At 55.1% G+C, this 15,849-nt stretch carries 20 protein-coding genes and 1 tRNA gene; 9 read left to right on the top strand and 12 right to left on the bottom strand.

Going from position 1 to position 15,849, the window contains the following annotated elements:
* Positions 1–328: 328 nt before the first annotated feature.
* Positions 329–517 (bottom strand): ferredoxin, encoded by a 189-nt coding sequence (locus ACUVTU_RS05130; RefSeq protein WP_445888880.1) that lies wholly within the window; start codon positions 515–517, stop codon positions 329–331.
* 144 nt (positions 518–661) lie between these two features.
* Between ACUVTU_RS05130 and ACUVTU_RS05125 the strand changes: the two genes are divergently transcribed.
* Entirely contained in the window at positions 662–1,177 is a 516-nt protein-coding gene (locus tag ACUVTU_RS05125) for a hypothetical protein (RefSeq protein WP_445888879.1), read from the top strand.
* Between the two features lie 79 nt (positions 1,178–1,256).
* Positions 1,257–1,334: transfer RNA gene (locus tag ACUVTU_RS05120), tRNA-Pro, on the top strand.
* A 125-nt stretch (positions 1,335–1,459) separates the two neighbouring features.
* Here the strand turns inward: ACUVTU_RS05120 and ACUVTU_RS05115 are convergent.
* From ACUVTU_RS05115 to ACUVTU_RS05100, 4 genes are all read right to left on the bottom strand, one after another.
* Complete coding sequence (locus ACUVTU_RS05115; protein WP_445888878.1) at positions 1,460–1,654, bottom strand: hypothetical protein; 195 nt, start codon at positions 1,652–1,654, stop codon at positions 1,460–1,462.
* Positions 1,655–1,713: 59 nt separating this feature from the next.
* The gene (locus ACUVTU_RS05110) at positions 1,714–2,247 is read right to left on the bottom strand and encodes a hypothetical protein (RefSeq protein WP_445888877.1); all 534 of its coding nucleotides are present in this window, start codon (positions 2,245–2,247) and stop codon (positions 1,714–1,716) included.
* Positions 2,248–2,376: 129 nt separating this feature from the next.
* On the bottom strand, positions 2,377–2,664 hold the full coding sequence (locus tag ACUVTU_RS05105; protein WP_445888876.1) for a hypothetical protein: 288 nt from the start codon (positions 2,662–2,664) through the stop codon (positions 2,377–2,379).
* Positions 2,624–2,812: a hypothetical protein gene (locus ACUVTU_RS05100; RefSeq protein WP_445888875.1), complete on the bottom strand. Its 189-nt coding sequence runs from the start codon at positions 2,810–2,812 to the stop codon at positions 2,624–2,626. The genes ACUVTU_RS05105 and ACUVTU_RS05100 overlap by 41 nt, the downstream gene beginning before the upstream one ends.
* 270 nt (positions 2,813–3,082) lie before the next feature.
* Here ACUVTU_RS05100 and ACUVTU_RS05095 point away from each other — a divergent pair, with 270 nt between their 5' ends.
* Positions 3,083–4,744 (top strand): nucleoside kinase, encoded by a 1,662-nt coding sequence (locus ACUVTU_RS05095; RefSeq protein WP_445888874.1) that lies wholly within the window; start codon positions 3,083–3,085, stop codon positions 4,742–4,744.
* A 60-nt stretch (positions 4,745–4,804) separates the two neighbouring features.
* Here the strand turns inward: ACUVTU_RS05095 and ACUVTU_RS05090 are convergent, their stop codons facing one another.
* Positions 4,805–5,014: a 4Fe-4S binding protein gene (locus ACUVTU_RS05090; protein ID WP_445888873.1), complete on the bottom strand. Its 210-nt coding sequence runs from the start codon at positions 5,012–5,014 to the stop codon at positions 4,805–4,807.
* Positions 5,015–5,165: 151 nt separating this feature from the next.
* Here ACUVTU_RS05090 and ACUVTU_RS05085 point away from each other — a divergent pair, with 151 nt between their 5' ends.
* Positions 5,166–5,318 carry a hypothetical protein gene (locus tag ACUVTU_RS05085; RefSeq protein ID WP_445888872.1) on the top strand — a complete coding sequence of 51 codons (153 nt, stop codon included), beginning with the start codon at positions 5,166–5,168 and terminating at the stop codon, positions 5,316–5,318.
* Positions 5,319–5,337: 19 nt separating this feature from the next.
* On the opposite strand, the gene pheA is transcribed toward ACUVTU_RS05085, so the two are convergent.
* Entirely contained in the window at positions 5,338–6,477 is a 1,140-nt protein-coding gene (gene pheA / locus ACUVTU_RS05080) for a prephenate dehydratase (RefSeq protein ID WP_445888871.1), read from the bottom strand.
* A 174-nt stretch (positions 6,478–6,651) separates the two neighbouring features.
* Here pheA and ACUVTU_RS05075 point away from each other — a divergent pair, with 174 nt between their 5' ends.
* Entirely contained in the window at positions 6,652–7,470 is an 819-nt protein-coding gene (locus ACUVTU_RS05075) for a response regulator (RefSeq protein ID WP_445888870.1), read from the top strand.
* A gap of 282 nt (positions 7,471–7,752) precedes the next feature.
* Here the strand turns inward: ACUVTU_RS05075 and ACUVTU_RS05070 are convergent, their stop codons facing one another.
* A complete protein-coding gene (locus ACUVTU_RS05070; RefSeq protein ID WP_445888869.1) occupies positions 7,753–8,388 on the bottom strand; it encodes a GNAT family N-acetyltransferase in 636 nt (211 codons plus the stop codon).
* Between the two features lie 358 nt (positions 8,389–8,746).
* Between ACUVTU_RS05070 and ACUVTU_RS05065 the strand changes: the two genes are divergently transcribed.
* Both ACUVTU_RS05065 and hisG read left to right on the top strand, forming a co-directional pair.
* Positions 8,747–10,126, top strand: coding sequence for an acetyl-CoA carboxylase biotin carboxylase subunit (locus ACUVTU_RS05065; RefSeq protein WP_445888868.1), 1,380 nt, complete (start codon positions 8,747–8,749; stop codon positions 10,124–10,126).
* A gap of 156 nt (positions 10,127–10,282) precedes the next feature.
* Entirely contained in the window at positions 10,283–11,152 is an 870-nt protein-coding gene (gene hisG, locus ACUVTU_RS05060) for an ATP phosphoribosyltransferase (RefSeq protein ID WP_445888867.1), read from the top strand.
* Here hisG and ACUVTU_RS05055 read toward each other — a convergent pair.
* Positions 11,149–11,376, bottom strand: a complete 228-nt coding sequence (locus ACUVTU_RS05055; protein WP_445888866.1) for a hypothetical protein — start codon at positions 11,374–11,376, stop codon at positions 11,149–11,151. The two genes, hisG and ACUVTU_RS05055, sit on opposite strands and share 4 nt — an antisense overlap.
* Before the next feature lie 129 nt (positions 11,377–11,505).
* Between ACUVTU_RS05055 and ACUVTU_RS05050 the strand changes: the two genes are divergently transcribed.
* Positions 11,506–12,195, top strand: coding sequence for a rhomboid family intramembrane serine protease (locus ACUVTU_RS05050; RefSeq protein WP_445888865.1), 690 nt, complete (start codon positions 11,506–11,508; stop codon positions 12,193–12,195).
* 80 nt (positions 12,196–12,275) lie between these two features.
* On the opposite strand, the gene glpX is transcribed toward ACUVTU_RS05050, so the two are convergent.
* Both glpX and ACUVTU_RS05040 read right to left on the bottom strand, forming a co-directional pair.
* Complete coding sequence (gene glpX, locus ACUVTU_RS05045; RefSeq protein ID WP_445888864.1) at positions 12,276–13,265, bottom strand: class II fructose-bisphosphatase; 990 nt, start codon at positions 13,263–13,265, stop codon at positions 12,276–12,278.
* Between the two features lie 201 nt (positions 13,266–13,466).
* Positions 13,467–14,000, bottom strand: coding sequence for a BON domain-containing protein (locus ACUVTU_RS05040; protein WP_445888863.1), 534 nt, complete (start codon positions 13,998–14,000; stop codon positions 13,467–13,469).
* A 126-nt stretch (positions 14,001–14,126) separates the two neighbouring features.
* Between ACUVTU_RS05040 and ACUVTU_RS05035 the strand changes: the two genes are divergently transcribed.
* Positions 14,127–14,309: an asparagine synthase gene (locus ACUVTU_RS05035; protein WP_445888862.1), complete on the top strand. Its 183-nt coding sequence runs from the start codon at positions 14,127–14,129 to the stop codon at positions 14,307–14,309.
* A gap of 374 nt (positions 14,310–14,683) precedes the next feature.
* Here ACUVTU_RS05035 and ACUVTU_RS05030 read toward each other — a convergent pair whose 3' ends face one another.
* Positions 14,684–15,499 (bottom strand): aminotransferase class IV, encoded by an 816-nt coding sequence (locus ACUVTU_RS05030; RefSeq protein WP_445888861.1) that lies wholly within the window; start codon positions 15,497–15,499, stop codon positions 14,684–14,686.
* Between the last annotated feature and the right edge of the window lie 350 nt (positions 15,500–15,849).

Here is a 15,849-nt window from a genome sequence, read left to right as displayed (position 1 = left end):
CCCAGATTATGCCTGAAAATGGTTATTGGTGAGATGGTATCACGGATCCAGGATAGTTCAAATGTTCCTTTCTCAAGTTCATAAAAATCTTTGCTCTCACTGATTAATTTTACCAATCCGTTGATGAAAAGAAGGACTGCTCCCACTACCTGGCGAATATTTAGCATAATGAGACCTCACACTCCTTTGTTTTTCTCTGAGGGGTGCTTTTGTTGCTACGAGGTCTCATTTCTATTTTCAGGGGGACATTTCCTTGCTGCCACCTACTGAAATTATACACGGCCAGGCGCAAAAAAAAATCGCCCTGGGGGGCGAACCGGTCATGGGGTTATTCTTCCTTTATCGCATTGGTGGGGCAATTTTCTACCGCTTCATGAGCCTGATCTTCCAGCTCAGCCGGCACTTCACTTACCGTAGCCTGCGCCTTATCATCACTGTTCCAGTCAAAGACTTCCGGACAAGTATCAATACAGGCTCCACAGCTGATGCACAAATCTTGATCCACGGCCACGCGCACGACTCACACCTCCCGGTATGTTAATGTAATCTAAAAACAGGGATATTTTCTGCATCCCTCCAGAAAAATATGCTCGGACTCGCAACAAAAAATACAGGTGTGGTATAATTCTCGTGTAAATGTGTGCAGAAGGGATGGTAACACATGCCCGCAATGCCGCAGCAAAAAATACGCCAGTACGGCATCTGGCTGTTGCTCATCGGCCCCGCGCTGTTTTTTGTGACCTACTACTTTGCCCAAAATTCCGCCAGCGCGCCCAAAATACAGGCGACTTTGCCCCAAAACATCTACCCCGCCGGTGAGCCAGCACGGATTGACCAGTACAGTGTCAGCGTGCTCCCCTCGTACCGCTGGCTCAAGGAGCTGCGCCTGCCCGGCAACACGGTTGTGGCCGATGCCGGATGGACATTTCTCATCGTCCCGGTCAGCCTCCCCGAACAGCTGCAGCGCACCGGGAGCTGGCAGGCCGTAGATGTCCGCCTAAATCCCTACCCTCTGTTAAAAACGCTCGCTTTTTGGCCGGAGAGCCCGGGAGCCACAGCGCCCGGCCCGGCGGACCTGCAGTACCAGGTCTATAAAATACCGGAAAACACGGCCCGCAGCAAGTTATATATCCTCTGGAAGCTGAAAAACCAGCAATTTTGCTGGTCACTGGAGTAAATTCGGCTTTCGCCCAGAAATCCGCAGCACAAAACCCTTGACACCCGCGGCGATTTATTATATTATACTACTTGCACAGCGGGGCGTAGCTCAGTTTGGCTAGAGCGCTACCTTGGGGTGGTAGAGGTCGCACGTTCGAGTCGTGTCGCTCCGACCAGCAAGATCAAGGCCCGGCGGGGTACTGCAATAACAGCAGTACCCCGTTTGGTTTTTATTATCCGGCAATCCCCGCCAACCCCTCCGGTAATCTTTTCAGAATACTGCTGTCCTCCCCCACCTCTTCTACAATTTTTCCAGCATTTTTAAGCGCCAGGCACAGGTTACATCCTCCACATCCTCAATGCAACCTTTTACTTCGGGACAGAGAAAGCTGCAAACAGCCACCTCCTGATCCACATTTTCCCGGCGCATAATATCCTCAATCCGTTCGGCATAGTTTTCCTGCAACTGCCTGGCTACTGGACAGCATTGCGGCATATTTTACGACCCCCTGTGCTTCAGGTAACCTTCCCCGGGCAAGTAATCATGAACACCGGCTAAACCGACCGGCCATAGGTTGGTTTCCGCACCCATATTTTCCACCATTTTTTGGGCTGGGACGGCGGCTTCAGCACAGCCCAGTCCTGTACCGCGGCAGCGCCGCTTGTATCAGGGCTGCCCGGCTGCGGTGCCCCCTGTGCGCAGGGCGCCTCGCCCTCCCCGTCCGGCTCGCGCACACCATCCCGGGCTGTTTCGGGCAATTGTGCCGCAGCCACCTCGCTTTCAGCTGCCCCAACCACTGCCTGCGGCCAGTCGGGTTCCGCACTGGCCTCTTCTGCCTGCTGCCGGTCGGGTTGCGCACTGGCTTCTTCCAGCGCTGCGGCGGGCTGTTGGAGCAATGCCGGTGTATCACCAGTCCAGTACTGCTCACCCAGCAGGGATAAATCCAGCGTGTTCAAATTACAGGAACGGGCACGCAGTAATGTTAGCTCATTTTTCAACTCGGCCACTTCCTGTCTCAGCTGGTCCAGTTCCCGCCTGGTCTCCTGCCAGTGCTGAGATTGGCTGCCGGTCCCCCACAGTTTAAACACTTTTTGTACCCCCATATATTTCCACGATTACATTGATATACCACAGGTATAATTATACATTGGGCCAGCTTTTCCTCCTGCCGGAAAAGAAAAAAGCCATGTCGCAACATGGCTTTCACGAGCGCTTGCTTACAGGGCCAGTAAATGACGGGCCACTTTCCCCGAAGGCGTCCGGGGAATCGGACCGAATTTGATGACCAGCGGTTGGGACAGGGACAGCACCTGCTGGCAGTAACCGGCCAGGTTACCCCCACCGCCCGCCGGAGCCGGCTCACTCTCGGGCTCCACCAGTGCCTTGAAGCAGTTACTGCCCTCGGGAGTGACCTCATGCACCACTACCGCGTCCCCCACACCGGGCTGGCTGACCAAAAACTTTTCAATCCTGCGCACCAGGATTTGAATTTCCGTGGCTGTCAACGCGGCCACCTCCTGTTTCTCCGGTCATCTCTATCAAAATGCGCAAATTGTCCACAATATCTATGATGTCCAGCAGTTCCATCCCATCACTGTATTTGGACAGAATGGCCGTGATGTTTTCAGCCACTTGTTCCGGCGTAGGTTCCATTACCTCTGGCCTCCCGGCAAAAAATGATCCAAAGCTGTGCTGCTGATTAATTATATAATAGTCTGAAATTTCCCATCAGCCAATATTTTCACCCTCAGCTGTATATTTTGCCGGCCAAGCGGTCTATTCTCCCGGTTTCCACCGGTGGGCCGGTTTTTTTAACAGCTGGCCGCCTGGAAAAGCAAAAATTATTGCCCGGGCCCTTTATAATTTGCTGACAAATAAATATAATTTTTAACACCATCCCTACCAACCACAGGAGGAAGACCGATGACGGAAAAGTTTTCTGTTGATATTGAGGGCGGCGGTACCGTGGAGATAGCGAGCCGCACCACCGCCGGGGAAGTATTGCCAAAAGCCCTGCCCGACAAATTTCCCCTGATGGTGGCTGCCAGAATTAACCACAGCCTGGTTGGGCTAAACCAGGAAATTACTGCGGCCTGTCAAATTCAGCCGGTTTTTCTGACCGAAGAAGCCGGCCAGCGCATTTATCAAAACTCCCTGCTGGTACTGCTGGCCCGAGCAGTCCGGGAAATCCTGCCGCAGGGTGTACTGCGCATCAAGCATTCGCTGGGCAATGCCGTATACGGCGAAATGGAAATGCCCGGCACTTTCCTCAAGGACAGCGATGTGGAGTCCATTGCCGGGCGCATGCGCAAACTGGTGGAGGAAGATGAGCCGTTCCTGGTCCGGGAAACTCCCCTGCCGGAAGCAAAACAAATATTTCTACAAAATAATCTGCCGGACAAGTATAATCTGCTGCAGTACTGGCCACGGCCCACAGTAGACCTGGTCCATTACGGCGCCTACCCGGACATTGCCCTGACCCCTCTGGTACCCCGGGCCGGTTACCTGAAAGCATTCCATCTGCGCTATTATCTGCCCGGTTTTATTCTGGAAATGCCCCGGCGGGAGGATCCGCTGCGCGTCCCCCCTTACGTGGAGCAGGGCAAACTGGCCAGCGTGTTTTACGAATCGGAAAAATGGAACAAAATCATCCATGCAGACAACATTTGTGACCTGAACAAAATTTTTCAAGCCGGCGGAGCCAGGGAACTGATTCTGGTGGCCGAGGCCTTCCAGGAGAAAAAACTGGCCCAGATCGCCGACCTGATCAGCCAGAATATCGACCGGATCAGAATAGTGTTAATTGCCGGGCCATCCTCGTCGGGCAAAACCACCTTCGCCCGGCGCCTGGCGGTGCAACTGAAAGTCAACGGCATCAATCCGGTAGCCATCTCCCTGGATGATTACTTTGTGGACAGAGAACTAACCCCCCGCGATGAAAATGGCGAATATGACTTTGAAAGTCTGGAGGCCATTGACCGCCAGCTCTTCAATGAGCACCTGATCAAGCTGATCCAGGGTGATGAGGTGGAAATACCCACCTATAATTTTAAAACCGGCCGGCGGGAGTATCACGGCCACCGCATCGCCCTCCAGCCCCGGGATTTGATCCTCATCGAAGGTATTCACGGCTTAAACGACCGCTTGACCGCATCCATTCCCCAGGGCCGCAAGTTCAAAATTTATGTCAGCGCGCTCACCCATCTGAATATGGACAATACCAGCCGCATGCACACCACCGATGTGCGGGTGATCCGGCGTATGGTGCGAGATAACAGCCACCGCGGTTATACCGCCCGGGAAACACTGGAAAGGTGGCCCTCGGTGCGGCGGGGCGAAGAAAAACACATCTTCCCCTTTCAGGAGAGCGCCGATGTCATGTTCAACTCCGCCCTGCCCTATGAGCTGGCGGTATTGAAGAACTATGCCCTGCCTCTCCTGCAGCAGGTCACCGCCGCATCCAAAGCCTATGCCGAAGCCGCCCGCCTGCAGCAGCTGCTGGAACTTTTTGTGACCATATCCCCGGACCTGGTGCCATCAAACTCCATTTTGCGGGAGTTTATCGGCGAAAGCTGCTTTTACTAAATCACCAACCGTTTTAGCAAAAAGGCGGTGCCCCGGGCACCGCCTTTACCGCCAGACTTATTACAGATTGATCTTTACCACCGCACCGGCCGGGCAGGCCCGGAAGCAGCGACCACAGCGCTTGCAGCTGTCCTTGTTGATCGCATAGGCCGTGGCGCTGTCGTTGACCACCACAGCATTGTCCCGGCACTCCAGTTCACAGGCCGCACAGGCCATACAAGCAGCCTCATTGATCTCATAGTCGAACTTAAATTTTTTGGGCGCAGACAATAGAATAACCTCCCCCAGCAGATATTTCTAAATAATTGATCAATTTTCTAGTTCTACAGAGCTGCCCCAAATCCTGCCCGCAAACCGAATTTTATTTTACACTCCGGAAAAAATAAATAGCGATCTAAACTATCTGCAAGGAGGTTCCACTATGACCCCGCATAAAAGAATTACCGGCATCATCAAGAGATACCAGACTGCCACCGACCAGGACGCGGCAGGATATGACCGCTGGGATCAGGGCCGGGCCGGCAATGCCAAACGGCGGTCCCGTATGGAAGGTGAAAACAGACCGGCCACCTGAAAATGTCTGGCCAGCCCGCTTACGGGGCTTGCTTTTCCTGGGCCAGCATTCTGGCCTGCATATCCACAAACTGCTCCATCAGCAGGCGGTAAATCTGCACCACCATATTTTCATCCACACCCTCCTGGCGCGCCTGCTCCCGCACCTGCCGCAAAACCTCCGCCTCCCGCTGGCTGTCCCGAATCCAGCCCAGCCCGCTTTTCAGCTCACCAATTTGCTGCACCAGCCGGGTGCGCATGCCGAGCAGGCGAACCACCTGGCTGTCTATCGTATCAATCTCGCGGCGACATTGCTGCAGCAAATCGGTCACGGGAGGCGGCTCCAGCCAGGCGCTTCCCGGCTCTCCATCGGCGATATAGGACCCCAGACAGGCAAAAAAGGTGGAGCGGCTGCGCACTGCCTGCAAAACACCGGCAATCACCGGATCATCCTGACTTCCCCAGAAATCCACAAAAAACATATAATCCTCCGGATTGCTGCGCACCCGGCGGGAAGCAATAAATGTCAGGTTGATACCCCGCCAGGCAAACTCCCGCAGCACGCTGTACAGCGCTCCCGGGCGGTTGGCCACCTGAAACACCAGGGTGGTCTTGCACTTTTCGCCCCGGGCCGGTTCATCCGGCCCGGCCAGCCAGAAGCGCGTGTAATTGTCCGGAGCATCGCTGATATGATCCACCAGCACCTCCAGATGGTATATTCTGGCGGAAAAGGGGCCGGCTACAGCAGCCCAGGGCCGTTCGCTTTCGGCCACCTGCCGGGCGGCCTGCGCCGTACTGGATGTTTCCACCCACGGCACCCCCGGCAACTGCTGTTCCAGAAACCTGCTGCACTGCGCCAGTGCCTGAAAGTGGGAGATCACCCGCTCCATCTCGCCCGGCGGCCGCCTGGTTCTGGCCAGCAGACAATGATGGATGGGCAAAATGATCTCTCGCTGTACCCGGAGCAGGCCCGGCTTAACAAAGAGATCCATCACCTGCCCCACAGTACCTTCAATGGAGTTTTCCACCGGGAAAATACCCGCCTCCAGGTGACCGCCCTGCAGATCCCGCCAGAGAGCGCTCAGCGAAGGGTAAGCAACCGGAGTGTAATTTTCTCCCGCCAAAAGTGCCGCCTCGTGCGAATAACTACCCTCCGGTCCCAAATAACCCAGTTCAGGCATCATCCCACACCCTTTCCGAAAAATGCTGCTCTCTGCAGGTATTAACCCTGATTATAGCACATTTCTGCAATCTGGATAAAGAAGAAACCGGTAACAGTATACTTGTTGAAAAAAGCGGGCGTATTGTATAATAGTTTTTATAGAATCTCCACGCGGGCAGGGAGTGTACCGGTTATGTTTAATATCCTGGTAGTAGACGACTCGGGCGTGATCAGGCTCCAGGTCAAGCAAATGCTCAAAGAAACCAACTGCCGGGTTTGGGAAGCCGTAAACGGCCAGCAGGTTCTAAGCAACACCTTCAGCAAGGAATGCTCGCTGGAAAACCTCCACCTGGTACTGCTGGATATTTACCTGGGGGAAGTAGACGGCTTTGAGATCTTAAAAATGTTGTCCGCGCGCTACCCCTCTCTGCCGGTAATCATGATGAGCATGGAAAGGCGCAAGGAGAGCATATTAAAGTGCATCGAACTGGGGGCCAAAGACTACTTGATCAAGCCCTTCACCAAAGAAGTGCTGCTCTCCCGCATTGGCCGGTTTTGCCCCATCACCTCACTGGATGCGGAAGCCAACCTGCAAACCCTGGAAGATACTCTCTGGGCCGAAATCGACCGGGCCATCCGCACCAAATCACCTTTTACCATTTATATTGTTAAATGGGGCAGGCTGAGAACCATCACCCCGGAAACCAGAGCTTTGCTCCGGCAAAAACTGCCCGGCTTACTGCGCAAGATCGACGGCATCAACTACATCAACGACCACCTGGTTTTGTTCCTGCCGGTCACCAACAAAGCCGGCTGGAGTGTAGTGCAAGACAAGCTGGATACTTTGCTGGCCGAACACCGGATCAAACTTGCCCAGATACCCCAGGAGACCATCTTTTTCCCGGATGATGTGGAGCAGCCCGAACTAATCAACTCATTTAACAGCAAACAAATTAAAGACAACTTTATGCAAACTATCCTTCAGGCCACCGGCGCAAAAAAAATCTCCTGATCCAACCAGCAGGTTGAACGGGAGATTTTTGCGTTAGACAAGGTTTTTGACCACTCACATACTGTTTACGCTACGTTAACCATTAATTTATTGACCTGAAACAATAATGCTTTATAATTTATATTACCCTTCCTGTTATTATAAAATTTACAAAAAGGAGTGAGCGAACTGTGACCAGAGAGTTAATCGAGGAAATTCTAACCAGCATTGGTTTAGAGAAAATTTCCGATGATGAAGACGGCCTGCAGGCCAAACACCCATCTTTGTCCCCGGGCGACTAAATTAAAACCGCACCAGCGTTTTTTGAAAGCACATGCTCTCAAAACGGCTGATGTCCTCCTTACTCACCCTGCTCCCAAACCTCACCATCAATACATTGGCCGGATGCTCGCAAATCTCCGGGTCATCCGTATGCCGGCGCACAAACCCAAACTGCCCGAAAAATGCCGTCAGCATCCTCTGATATGCCCACATATCCAGCCCGGTACCCTTTAAATCCCAGTGCCAGGAATATTCCGTCGTTATGGTCACAAAGTCCTCCAGCCTGCCGCTGGCACAGGCTTCCGCCACCAGAGCCCTGCCCAGCCCCAGTTTCCTCCAGTCCCGGCTCACCTCCACACTGCCCAGTTCCAAAATACGGGAATGAGCCCGCCAGCGGCTATGTTCGTCCGGGTAGTGAAATGTAACATAACCCACAATTTCCTTCCTGTGCCGGGCGACAAACACCATGCCTTCATAGAAGTCGGCTATAGTCATCAAAGCCTGGTGTTGCCGCTCCGGTGCCCGGAAGTTATCCAGTCCGGAGTTAAAGACCAGGGTTTGCAAATAAGCACTATCCACCGGACCCTGTACCACTACCGGACCGCGCGGTGTCGGTATAACGGTTTGTTCCGGTCGGGCCTGCACCAGATTATTCACCAGGTCTCACTCCCCATCTAAAATGAATGAACATTCATATTAATTTTACTTGATCGGCCTGAACTTTACCAGGGGATATAGCAAAAAAAATACCGGCAGGACAGCGTCTTCCCTCCGGCTTCTTCCCCACGGGTCACCCCGCACAGCGGCAGCAATTGATTACCAGATTCCAGAATCTTTAAGGCACCAGCATAAAATCCCTACCGGGCACCGCTGTGCCCGTCTACAGCGTGATATATGTCTCCCGTAGACACAGGGCCGAAAAAGTCAAGTATACTGGTATACTTGCCCGACCTGTATTGAACCGCTCGCTTAAATTTTAGATAATTATACATAATATGTTTTCTGGGGGGCAACCATGTTCAACAAGGTATTAATTGCCAACCGGGGCGAAATCGCCGTGCGGGTAATCCGGGCCTGCCGGGAAATGGGCATCAAAACCGTGGCCATCTATTCGGATGTAGACAAGGATTCCCTGCACGTGCAGAAAGCCGATGAAGCCTACTGTCTGGGCGAAGTCCTCAGCTACATGCATATAGATAAGATCGTACAGATTGCCAAACGCACCCGGTGTGAGGCGGTTCATCCCGGGTATGGTTTTCTGGCCGAGGTCCCGGAATTCGCCCAGGCCTGCGAGCAAAGTGGCCTGACCTTTATCGGGCCCGACTCCCGGGTAATTCGTCTGATGGGCAACAAGGTGCACGCCCGCAAGGCGGCCATTGAGGCCAGCCTGCCGGTGATACCGGGCTACAATATTGACTATATGCGCCTGGACGACATTGAAGCCATCGCCGAGGAAGTGGGTTTCCCCCTGCTGGTCAAGGCGGCCAGCGGTGGCGGCGGCAAGGGCATCAACAAGGTTTACGCCCGGGAAAAGCTGCGCGACGCCATCTTTGACGCCCGGGAACAGGCCGTCACCTACTTTAAGGATGAGGTTGTCTATCTGGAAAAATATCTGGAACACACCCGGCATATTGAAATCCAGATCATGGCCGATAATTACGGCAATGTGGTCAGTCTGGGGGAAAGGGACTGCTCCCTGCAAAGGCGCAATCAAAAACTGATTGAAGAATCACCCTCCCCCTTCCTGGATGAACAACTGCGCCAGAAGATGGCCCGCAGCGCGGTAAACCTGGCCTGGCAAATCGGCTACCGGGGCGCCGGCACCATGGAATTTCTGGTGGAACCGGACGGCAGTTACTACTTTGTGGAGATGAACACCCGCATCCAGGTGGAACATCCGGTTACCGAAATGACCACCGGGATAGATATAGTGAAAACCCAGCTCATGGTGGCCGCCGGCCTGCCTTTGCCCTTCACTCCCAGGGACATTCATCCCCGGGGCTGGGCCATCGAGTGCCGCATCAACGCGGAACGGCCCGATACCTTTTTCCCCAGTCCCGGACATATATCCGAAGTAATTTTTCCCCAGGGCCCCTGGGTGAGGGTGGATACCTTTATCTATCCCGGTTATGATGTCAAGCCTTTCTATGACTCGCTGATTGCCAAACTGATTGTCTGGGCCCCCACCCGCCAGGAAGCCATCTGCCGCATGAAAGCCGCCCTGAACGAATTCCACATCGAGGGCATCTACACCAACCTGGACTTCCACCGCTTTGTCATGGACCATCCGCTGTTTACCCACGGCGCCATCACCACCGACTGCCTGCCCCGCCTGGGTTACAAGCCGCTCAAACTGAGCAAGGGCAGCAAGCGCATTTTCATTTCCCCGGTATAAAGCCGAAAACAAGCGCCGGGTTCCGCAATTTCCAGCGGAACCCGGTATTTTGTCCCGGAGCAAGCCTTGACACGCGGCCGGCCGGGTTTTATAATTACTACATCATTTTAACTTGTTAAATTAATAATATATTAATATGCTATTAAGGAGGACATCATGAAGCTCAGATTGGGTTTACCCAAAGGCAGTCTGCAGGAGGCTACCTTCCAGCTGTTTAAAAAAGCCGGCTATAATCTGACCGTGCGCAGCCGCTCCTATTATCCTTCTATTGACGATCCCGAACTGGAAATTGTGCTGATGCGAGCCCAGGAAATCCCCCGCTATGTCAGCGAAGGCGTGCTGGATGCCGGCCTGAGCGGCCTGGACTGGATTTTAGAAAACCAAGCCGATGTGGTGGAGGTGGCCGACCTGAGCTATTCCAAGCAGACCACCAACCCCATCCGCCTGGTGCTGGCCGTGGCCAACGACAGCCCCTACCAGTCCGTGCAGGATTTGCAGGGCAAACGCATTGCTACCGAGCTGGTCAATGTGACGCGCCAGTTTCTGGAAGCGCACGGTGTCAAAGCCAGTGTGGAATTCTCTTATGGAGCTACCGAGGTCAAGGTGCCCCAGCTGGTGGACGCCATTGCCGATCTTACGGAAACCGGCAGCTCGCTAAAAGCCAACAACCTGCGGGTGATCGCCACCATCCTGCAATCCACCACCCGCCTGCACGCCAATAAAGGGGCCTGGGCCGATCCCTGGAAGCGAGAGAAACTGCAAAATCTGGCCGTACTGCTGCAGGGCGCCCTCCTGGCCGAAAGCAAGGTCGGACTGAAAATGAACGTACCGGAGTGCAAGATCGATCAGGTGCTGACCATACTGCCGGCCATGAAACATCCCACAGTTTCCCGCCTCTACAACAGCGACTGGGTGGCTGTGGAGACCATCCTGGACGAAAAAGTTTCCCGGGATCTGATCCCGGCCCTGCTCAAAGCCGGCGCCCAGGATATTATTGAGTACCCGCTGAACAAGGTGATTCCCTAAATAATGGGCCCGGGACAGATGTTTATTGCAAATGTTACAGCAAAATTGGGGTTAAACTGGATTTGTACGGAAAGAGACGCCAGTTCGGTGCTGCTCTCGGGCTCAAAGGAAATGGTAAAGGCCAGGCGGTGCTGGCGCAGCAGGATGATCAGGGCCGTGAGTTCGGCCGCTTCAATAAATTTTTTCTGCTGTAATTCCTGACAGATTTTCTGTACCAGGTTCATGGACCCAGCCTGCCTTTTTTATACTTAGATATGCCGGCCCTGCATATTTTGTTAATAAACTGCTACCCTCTGACTAAAAATAGGCATATAATTTACTCATGAAGTTTTGTGCCGAAAAGAGGGAAATCATTGATACCACTGCGCGACAGCACCCGCTCCCTGCGGCGCCCCTATGTGAACTGGCTGCTGATTGCCCTGAACCTGTACGTCTTTCTTAAAGAGGTCATGTTGCCCCGGGACATGCTGGGCCAGTTGTTCCTGCTGTACGGACTGATTCCGGCCGATGTTTACTATGTACTGGCCACCGGCGGGCCCATTTTACCGGTGTTGTTCACCTTGATCACGTCCACCTTTCTGCACGGCGGCTGGCTGCATGTGCTGGGCAACATGCTCTACCTGTTCATTTTCGGTGACAATGTGGAGGACCGGCTGGGCCACTGGCGCTACCTGTTCTTCTACCTGGCCGCCGGCGTAGCGGCCGGCGCAGTGCAGGTGCTGGCCGCTCCCACCTCGCAGGTGCCCGTGGTGGGAGCCAGCGGGGCGGTGGCCGGTGTTCTGGGAGCCTATTTCATCACCTTTCCCCGGGCCCGGGTGCTGACCCTGGTGCCCATCCTGTTCTTCTTCACCATTGTAGAAGTGCCGGCGGTGATCTTTCTGGCGATCTGGTTTGTGCTACAGGTTTTTAACGGTACCGCCAGCATCAGCCAGTCGGCCGACATGGTGGCCTGGTGGGCGCACATTGGCGGCTTTATCTTCGGTATGCTGGCCATCAAAATACTGGCCCCTTTCCGCACTGGTTCCTACTACCCCCGCTATTAACCAGCCTGTGCCAAACAACGGCTGAAAAAATCAGCAGCGGCCCTCCGCAAGGGCCGCTGTATGTTTGCTTGGTAGTTTGCTCACACCTGGCGCAGACATTCGGTATTGAACACCAGATGCGGTTTGCGGGTCAGGCGGTGCACCGCCTTGATGTAGCGGATGGTGCTGGTTTTGGCGCGCATGACCAGGGAGTGAGTTTCGGCCATTTCGCCCCCCACAAAGCGCACCCCGCGCAGCAGTTCACCATCGGTCACGCCCGTGGCCGCAAAGATGGCATCGTCCCCTTTGACCATGTCGTCCATATACAGGATCTTTTTGTAGTCGGTGATGCCCATGGAAGCACAGCGGGCAATGTCTTCCTCGTCTTCCGGCCACAGGCGGGCCTGCATCTCTCCCCCCAGGCACTTTAAGGCCGCCGCGGCAATCACCCCTTCCGGCGCACCGCCAATCCCCACAAACAGGTCGATACCGGTGTCGGGAATGGCTGTATAGATAGCCGCTCCCACATCGCCGTCGCCAATCAGCCGCACCCGGGCCCCGGCCCGGCGCACGCAGTCAATGATCTCCTGGTGGCGGGGCCGCTCCAGCACCATGACCACACAGTCGGAAATGCGCTTGTTGTTGGCTTTGGCCACAATTTCCAGCGTCTTTTCAATGGGGTCATCCAGATGGATTTTGCCGGCCGCCCGGGGCCCCACAGCAATCTTTTGCATGTACATATCCGGAGCATGCAGCAGGTTGCCGCGGTCGGCAATGGCCACCACGGAAAGAGCGTTGGGCAGCCCTTTGGCCAGGATATTGGTGCCTTCCAGGGGATCCACCGCCACATCCACCTCGGGGGTGGCCGCGCAGCCCAGCTTCTCCCCTATGTATAGCATGGGGGCCTCATCCATCTCCCCCTCACCAATCACAACGGTACCGTTCATGGCCACAGTGTCGAACATGGCCCGCATGGCATTGGTAGCGGCCTCATCGGCCTCCTTCTTGCAGCCCCGCCCCATCCACTGGGCGGCGGCCAGGGCGGCCACTTCGGTAACCCGGACGATTTCCAGCGTCAGCTCCCGGTCCATTGTTCCACTCTCCTATAAAATTTTTCAAGAGCGAGTTAATTATAGCATAATTGACTGAATAAGTCACACAATCATCCAGCCAGTTAGCCATCACCTGTAACATTTATACAGCATTGCTGCCCTGTTTATGACCGGGAGAGCAGGATTCCGCCCCGTCCTGTGCGGCCCGGCACCGGCAGGCCGACCAGAAAAAACGGCGGGTCAAATTTCCCCGCCGCGGATGAATACACCACCTTTTTCCTGGTCATTGTTCACCTGGGAATGGAAGATTTGCTCCAGATCAGCGGTATCCAGGCCGGGCGGCTTCACTTTGAGCTGGCTGACCACGTTTTTGACGCCGCGCGCCCGGCTGGCCGCCTCAACGGCCGCCCGTTCCTCTTCCGGATCCTCCACTGTGCCCATGAGATAAACGTTACCCCTGACGCTTTTCACACCCACATGCTTTAAGTTAACCCGCGGATCGGCCTCGAGCTCCTCACTCACTTCAAACATCACCGCCCGGTCGTTAATAGCCCCGTCCGTGCTGATGGTCACATCATTGCGGTAGGCGGTAATCCCGTGCCCGGTCAAAATTTGATCCACCTTCTGCTTGTCGGCCAGGGTATCCACAATACCGGTGATCTGCAGCATGTTATTGCTCATCTCCACGTTCAGTCCATAGGCCCGCACGTCGGCATCGCGTTCCAGCAGTTGCTGCGCCTTTTCCAGTAATTGTCTGTCCGGCTGTCTGTGCATGAACATGCCTCCTTGTGGCACACTTTTTTCTATTGTGCCCCCGTTAATAAACGGGTATAAACCGGGCGGCAGGAAAAATAATAAAACCGGACCTCTCCAAAATATTAAACTTAAAGGGGGAAAAACATGCGAGAAGGACTGCTTCCCACGGTACTGGGCACAGCAGTAACCGCCACCGGTCTGGCCCTGCGCATGGCCAACCCGGTGCTGGGCTGGGGAATTACCGGTTTTGGGCTGGCGCATGTTGTCCTGGGCGCAATTGACCTGTTTGAACACGCTCCGGAAAAAGCCCCGCGCAGAGTTTTTTAGGAGAGGCCCGGCAGGGCGGGTGTTGGTAATGCACCCGCCCTGCGGCTGAAAAAAGGTCAGCGTCAAGCAGCTGCTCAGATCATGGGCAACCCAGTATGGAGAGTTGCCTGAACATAGCCAAAGCCCGCCCCGGGCGGGCTTGACAGACAAATTAAGTTGTCTCACAATAAAAGTGGGAATACTGGCAACCAGAAACGGCTCGTTGGCCCATCTACCGGGGCTTTAGCTTTGACCTCTGAAACTGTTGGGAGCAGTATCAGAGGTTTCGCCTTTTAATTACCCCCTGTTGGTTAGCTGCACCACGAGGGTCAGCACGGCACTTTCTGGCATCTTCCTGCCCCCAGAAGCAAAAAGCACCGGGTTTTTCCGGTGCTTTACGCATCTGTGCGGAACGCATCCTGCCGGAGCAGCAGGGAGTAAAACCGGGCGGCCAGGGGGCCGGGCCGGCCGCTTCCCAGGGGCCGCTCCTCCAGGGAGACTGCCGGCAGGAGCAAGAGCAGGGCATTGGTCAGCCAGACCTCCTGCGCCCGGTAGAGCTGCTCGGGGTAAATAACCTCCTCCCGCACTTCCAGACCCTCCCGGCGGGCCAGCTCCAGCAGGCGGGCCCGGGCCACGCCGGGCAGCAGGCCGCACTGCACCGGCGGGGTGCGCAAAACGCCCTCCTGCAGGACGAAAATGTTGCTGATGCTGCCCTCACAAACCTGCCCCTGCGTGTTCAGCCAGAGCACTTCCTGCCGGCCGGCCCGGCGGGCCTGTTCCCGGGCCAGGAGATTATTCCAGCAGGCGGTGGTTTTGTGCTGCAGCAGCGGGTCGGCCGCGCTGCGCTGCCAGGGGGCCAGCCCCAGCCGCCAGCCCTGGCGGTAGTCTTCCTCCCGGTACGGGAGCGGGCGGCACTGGATCAGCAGGCTGTCGGTCAGCGTAAGCCGCACCGCGCCCTGGCCAACCCGGTTGGCGGATACAGTTTGCTCCACCAGCTGCGCCAGCCGGTCACTGCTGTGCACCACCGGCAGGCCCAGCCTGCGGGCCGAGCAGAGCAGGCGCTCCAGGTGCTGTGCCAGCCAGGGCACCCGGCCATCCCTTACCCGCATGGTTTCAAAGAGCCCCCGTCCGTAGAGCAGCCCGCTGTCGGGCTGTCCCCCCGGCAGGCTGTCCAGAGGGCGCAGCTCCTCATGATAATAAACCCACTGCACGGGCTTCACTTCCCCATTTTGTTCATTTTCTGCCCAGTTGACGCAACAGCACAAATCATCTGTGTTCGGTTAACGCTTAAAAAAACAGTATATAGCCATCTCGGGGCCCTTGAAAAACAATATTTTGCGCATCATGACGCTTAACTGGATAAGGACGCACGCATCAAGGAGCTGGAAGCCGACTTGACAAACAATATTTTGTTCATCATGACGCTTAAACAACACGAATCCAGCACAAATATATGCATTTTACAACCTTTGCCAGGCCAAATGTTGCCAGACCCAGGCCTGTATTTTTGGGCTATTTAATCGAGACCGCCTCCCAGCACCCCCCGGGGGGTGGGATGAAA

Source organism: Desulfurispora sp. (assembly GCF_052744395.1).
The sequence above is the reverse complement of the archived record's forward strand: the minus strand, read 5'-3'. Positions and strand labels throughout refer to the sequence as shown.

What these genes read in the sequence shown, in the direction of transcription:
- ACUVTU_RS05125 (WP_445888879.1), top strand. Translation starts at nt 662, where the DNA reads ATGCCCGCAATGCCGCAGCAAAAAATACGCCAGTACGGCATCTGGCTG.
- ACUVTU_RS05115 (WP_445888878.1), bottom strand. Translation starts at nt 1,654, where the DNA reads ATGCCGCAATGCTGTCCAGTAGCCAGGCAGTTGCAGGAAAACTATGCC.
- ACUVTU_RS05100 (WP_445888875.1), bottom strand. Translation starts at nt 2,812, where the DNA reads ATGGAACCTACGCCGGAACAAGTGGCTGAAAACATCACGGCCATTCTG.
- ACUVTU_RS05095 (WP_445888874.1), top strand. Translation starts at nt 3,083, where the DNA reads ATGACGGAAAAGTTTTCTGTTGATATTGAGGGCGGCGGTACCGTGGAG.
- ACUVTU_RS05085 (WP_445888872.1), top strand. Translation starts at nt 5,166, where the DNA reads ATGACCCCGCATAAAAGAATTACCGGCATCATCAAGAGATACCAGACT.
- pheA (WP_445888871.1), bottom strand. Translation starts at nt 6,477, where the DNA reads ATGCCTGAACTGGGTTATTTGGGACCGGAGGGTAGTTATTCGCACGAG.
- ACUVTU_RS05075 (WP_445888870.1), top strand. Translation starts at nt 6,652, where the DNA reads ATGTTTAATATCCTGGTAGTAGACGACTCGGGCGTGATCAGGCTCCAG.
- ACUVTU_RS05065 (WP_445888868.1), top strand. Translation starts at nt 8,747, where the DNA reads ATGTTCAACAAGGTATTAATTGCCAACCGGGGCGAAATCGCCGTGCGG.
- hisG (WP_445888867.1), top strand. Translation starts at nt 10,283, where the DNA reads ATGAAGCTCAGATTGGGTTTACCCAAAGGCAGTCTGCAGGAGGCTACC.
- ACUVTU_RS05055 (WP_445888866.1), bottom strand. Translation starts at nt 11,376, where the DNA reads ATGAACCTGGTACAGAAAATCTGTCAGGAATTACAGCAGAAAAAATTT.
- glpX (WP_445888864.1), bottom strand. Translation starts at nt 13,265, where the DNA reads ATGGACCGGGAGCTGACGCTGGAAATCGTCCGGGTTACCGAAGTGGCC.
- ACUVTU_RS05040 (WP_445888863.1), bottom strand. Translation starts at nt 14,000, where the DNA reads ATGCACAGACAGCCGGACAGACAATTACTGGAAAAGGCGCAGCAACTG.
- ACUVTU_RS05035 (WP_445888862.1), top strand. Translation starts at nt 14,127, where the DNA reads ATGCGAGAAGGACTGCTTCCCACGGTACTGGGCACAGCAGTAACCGCC.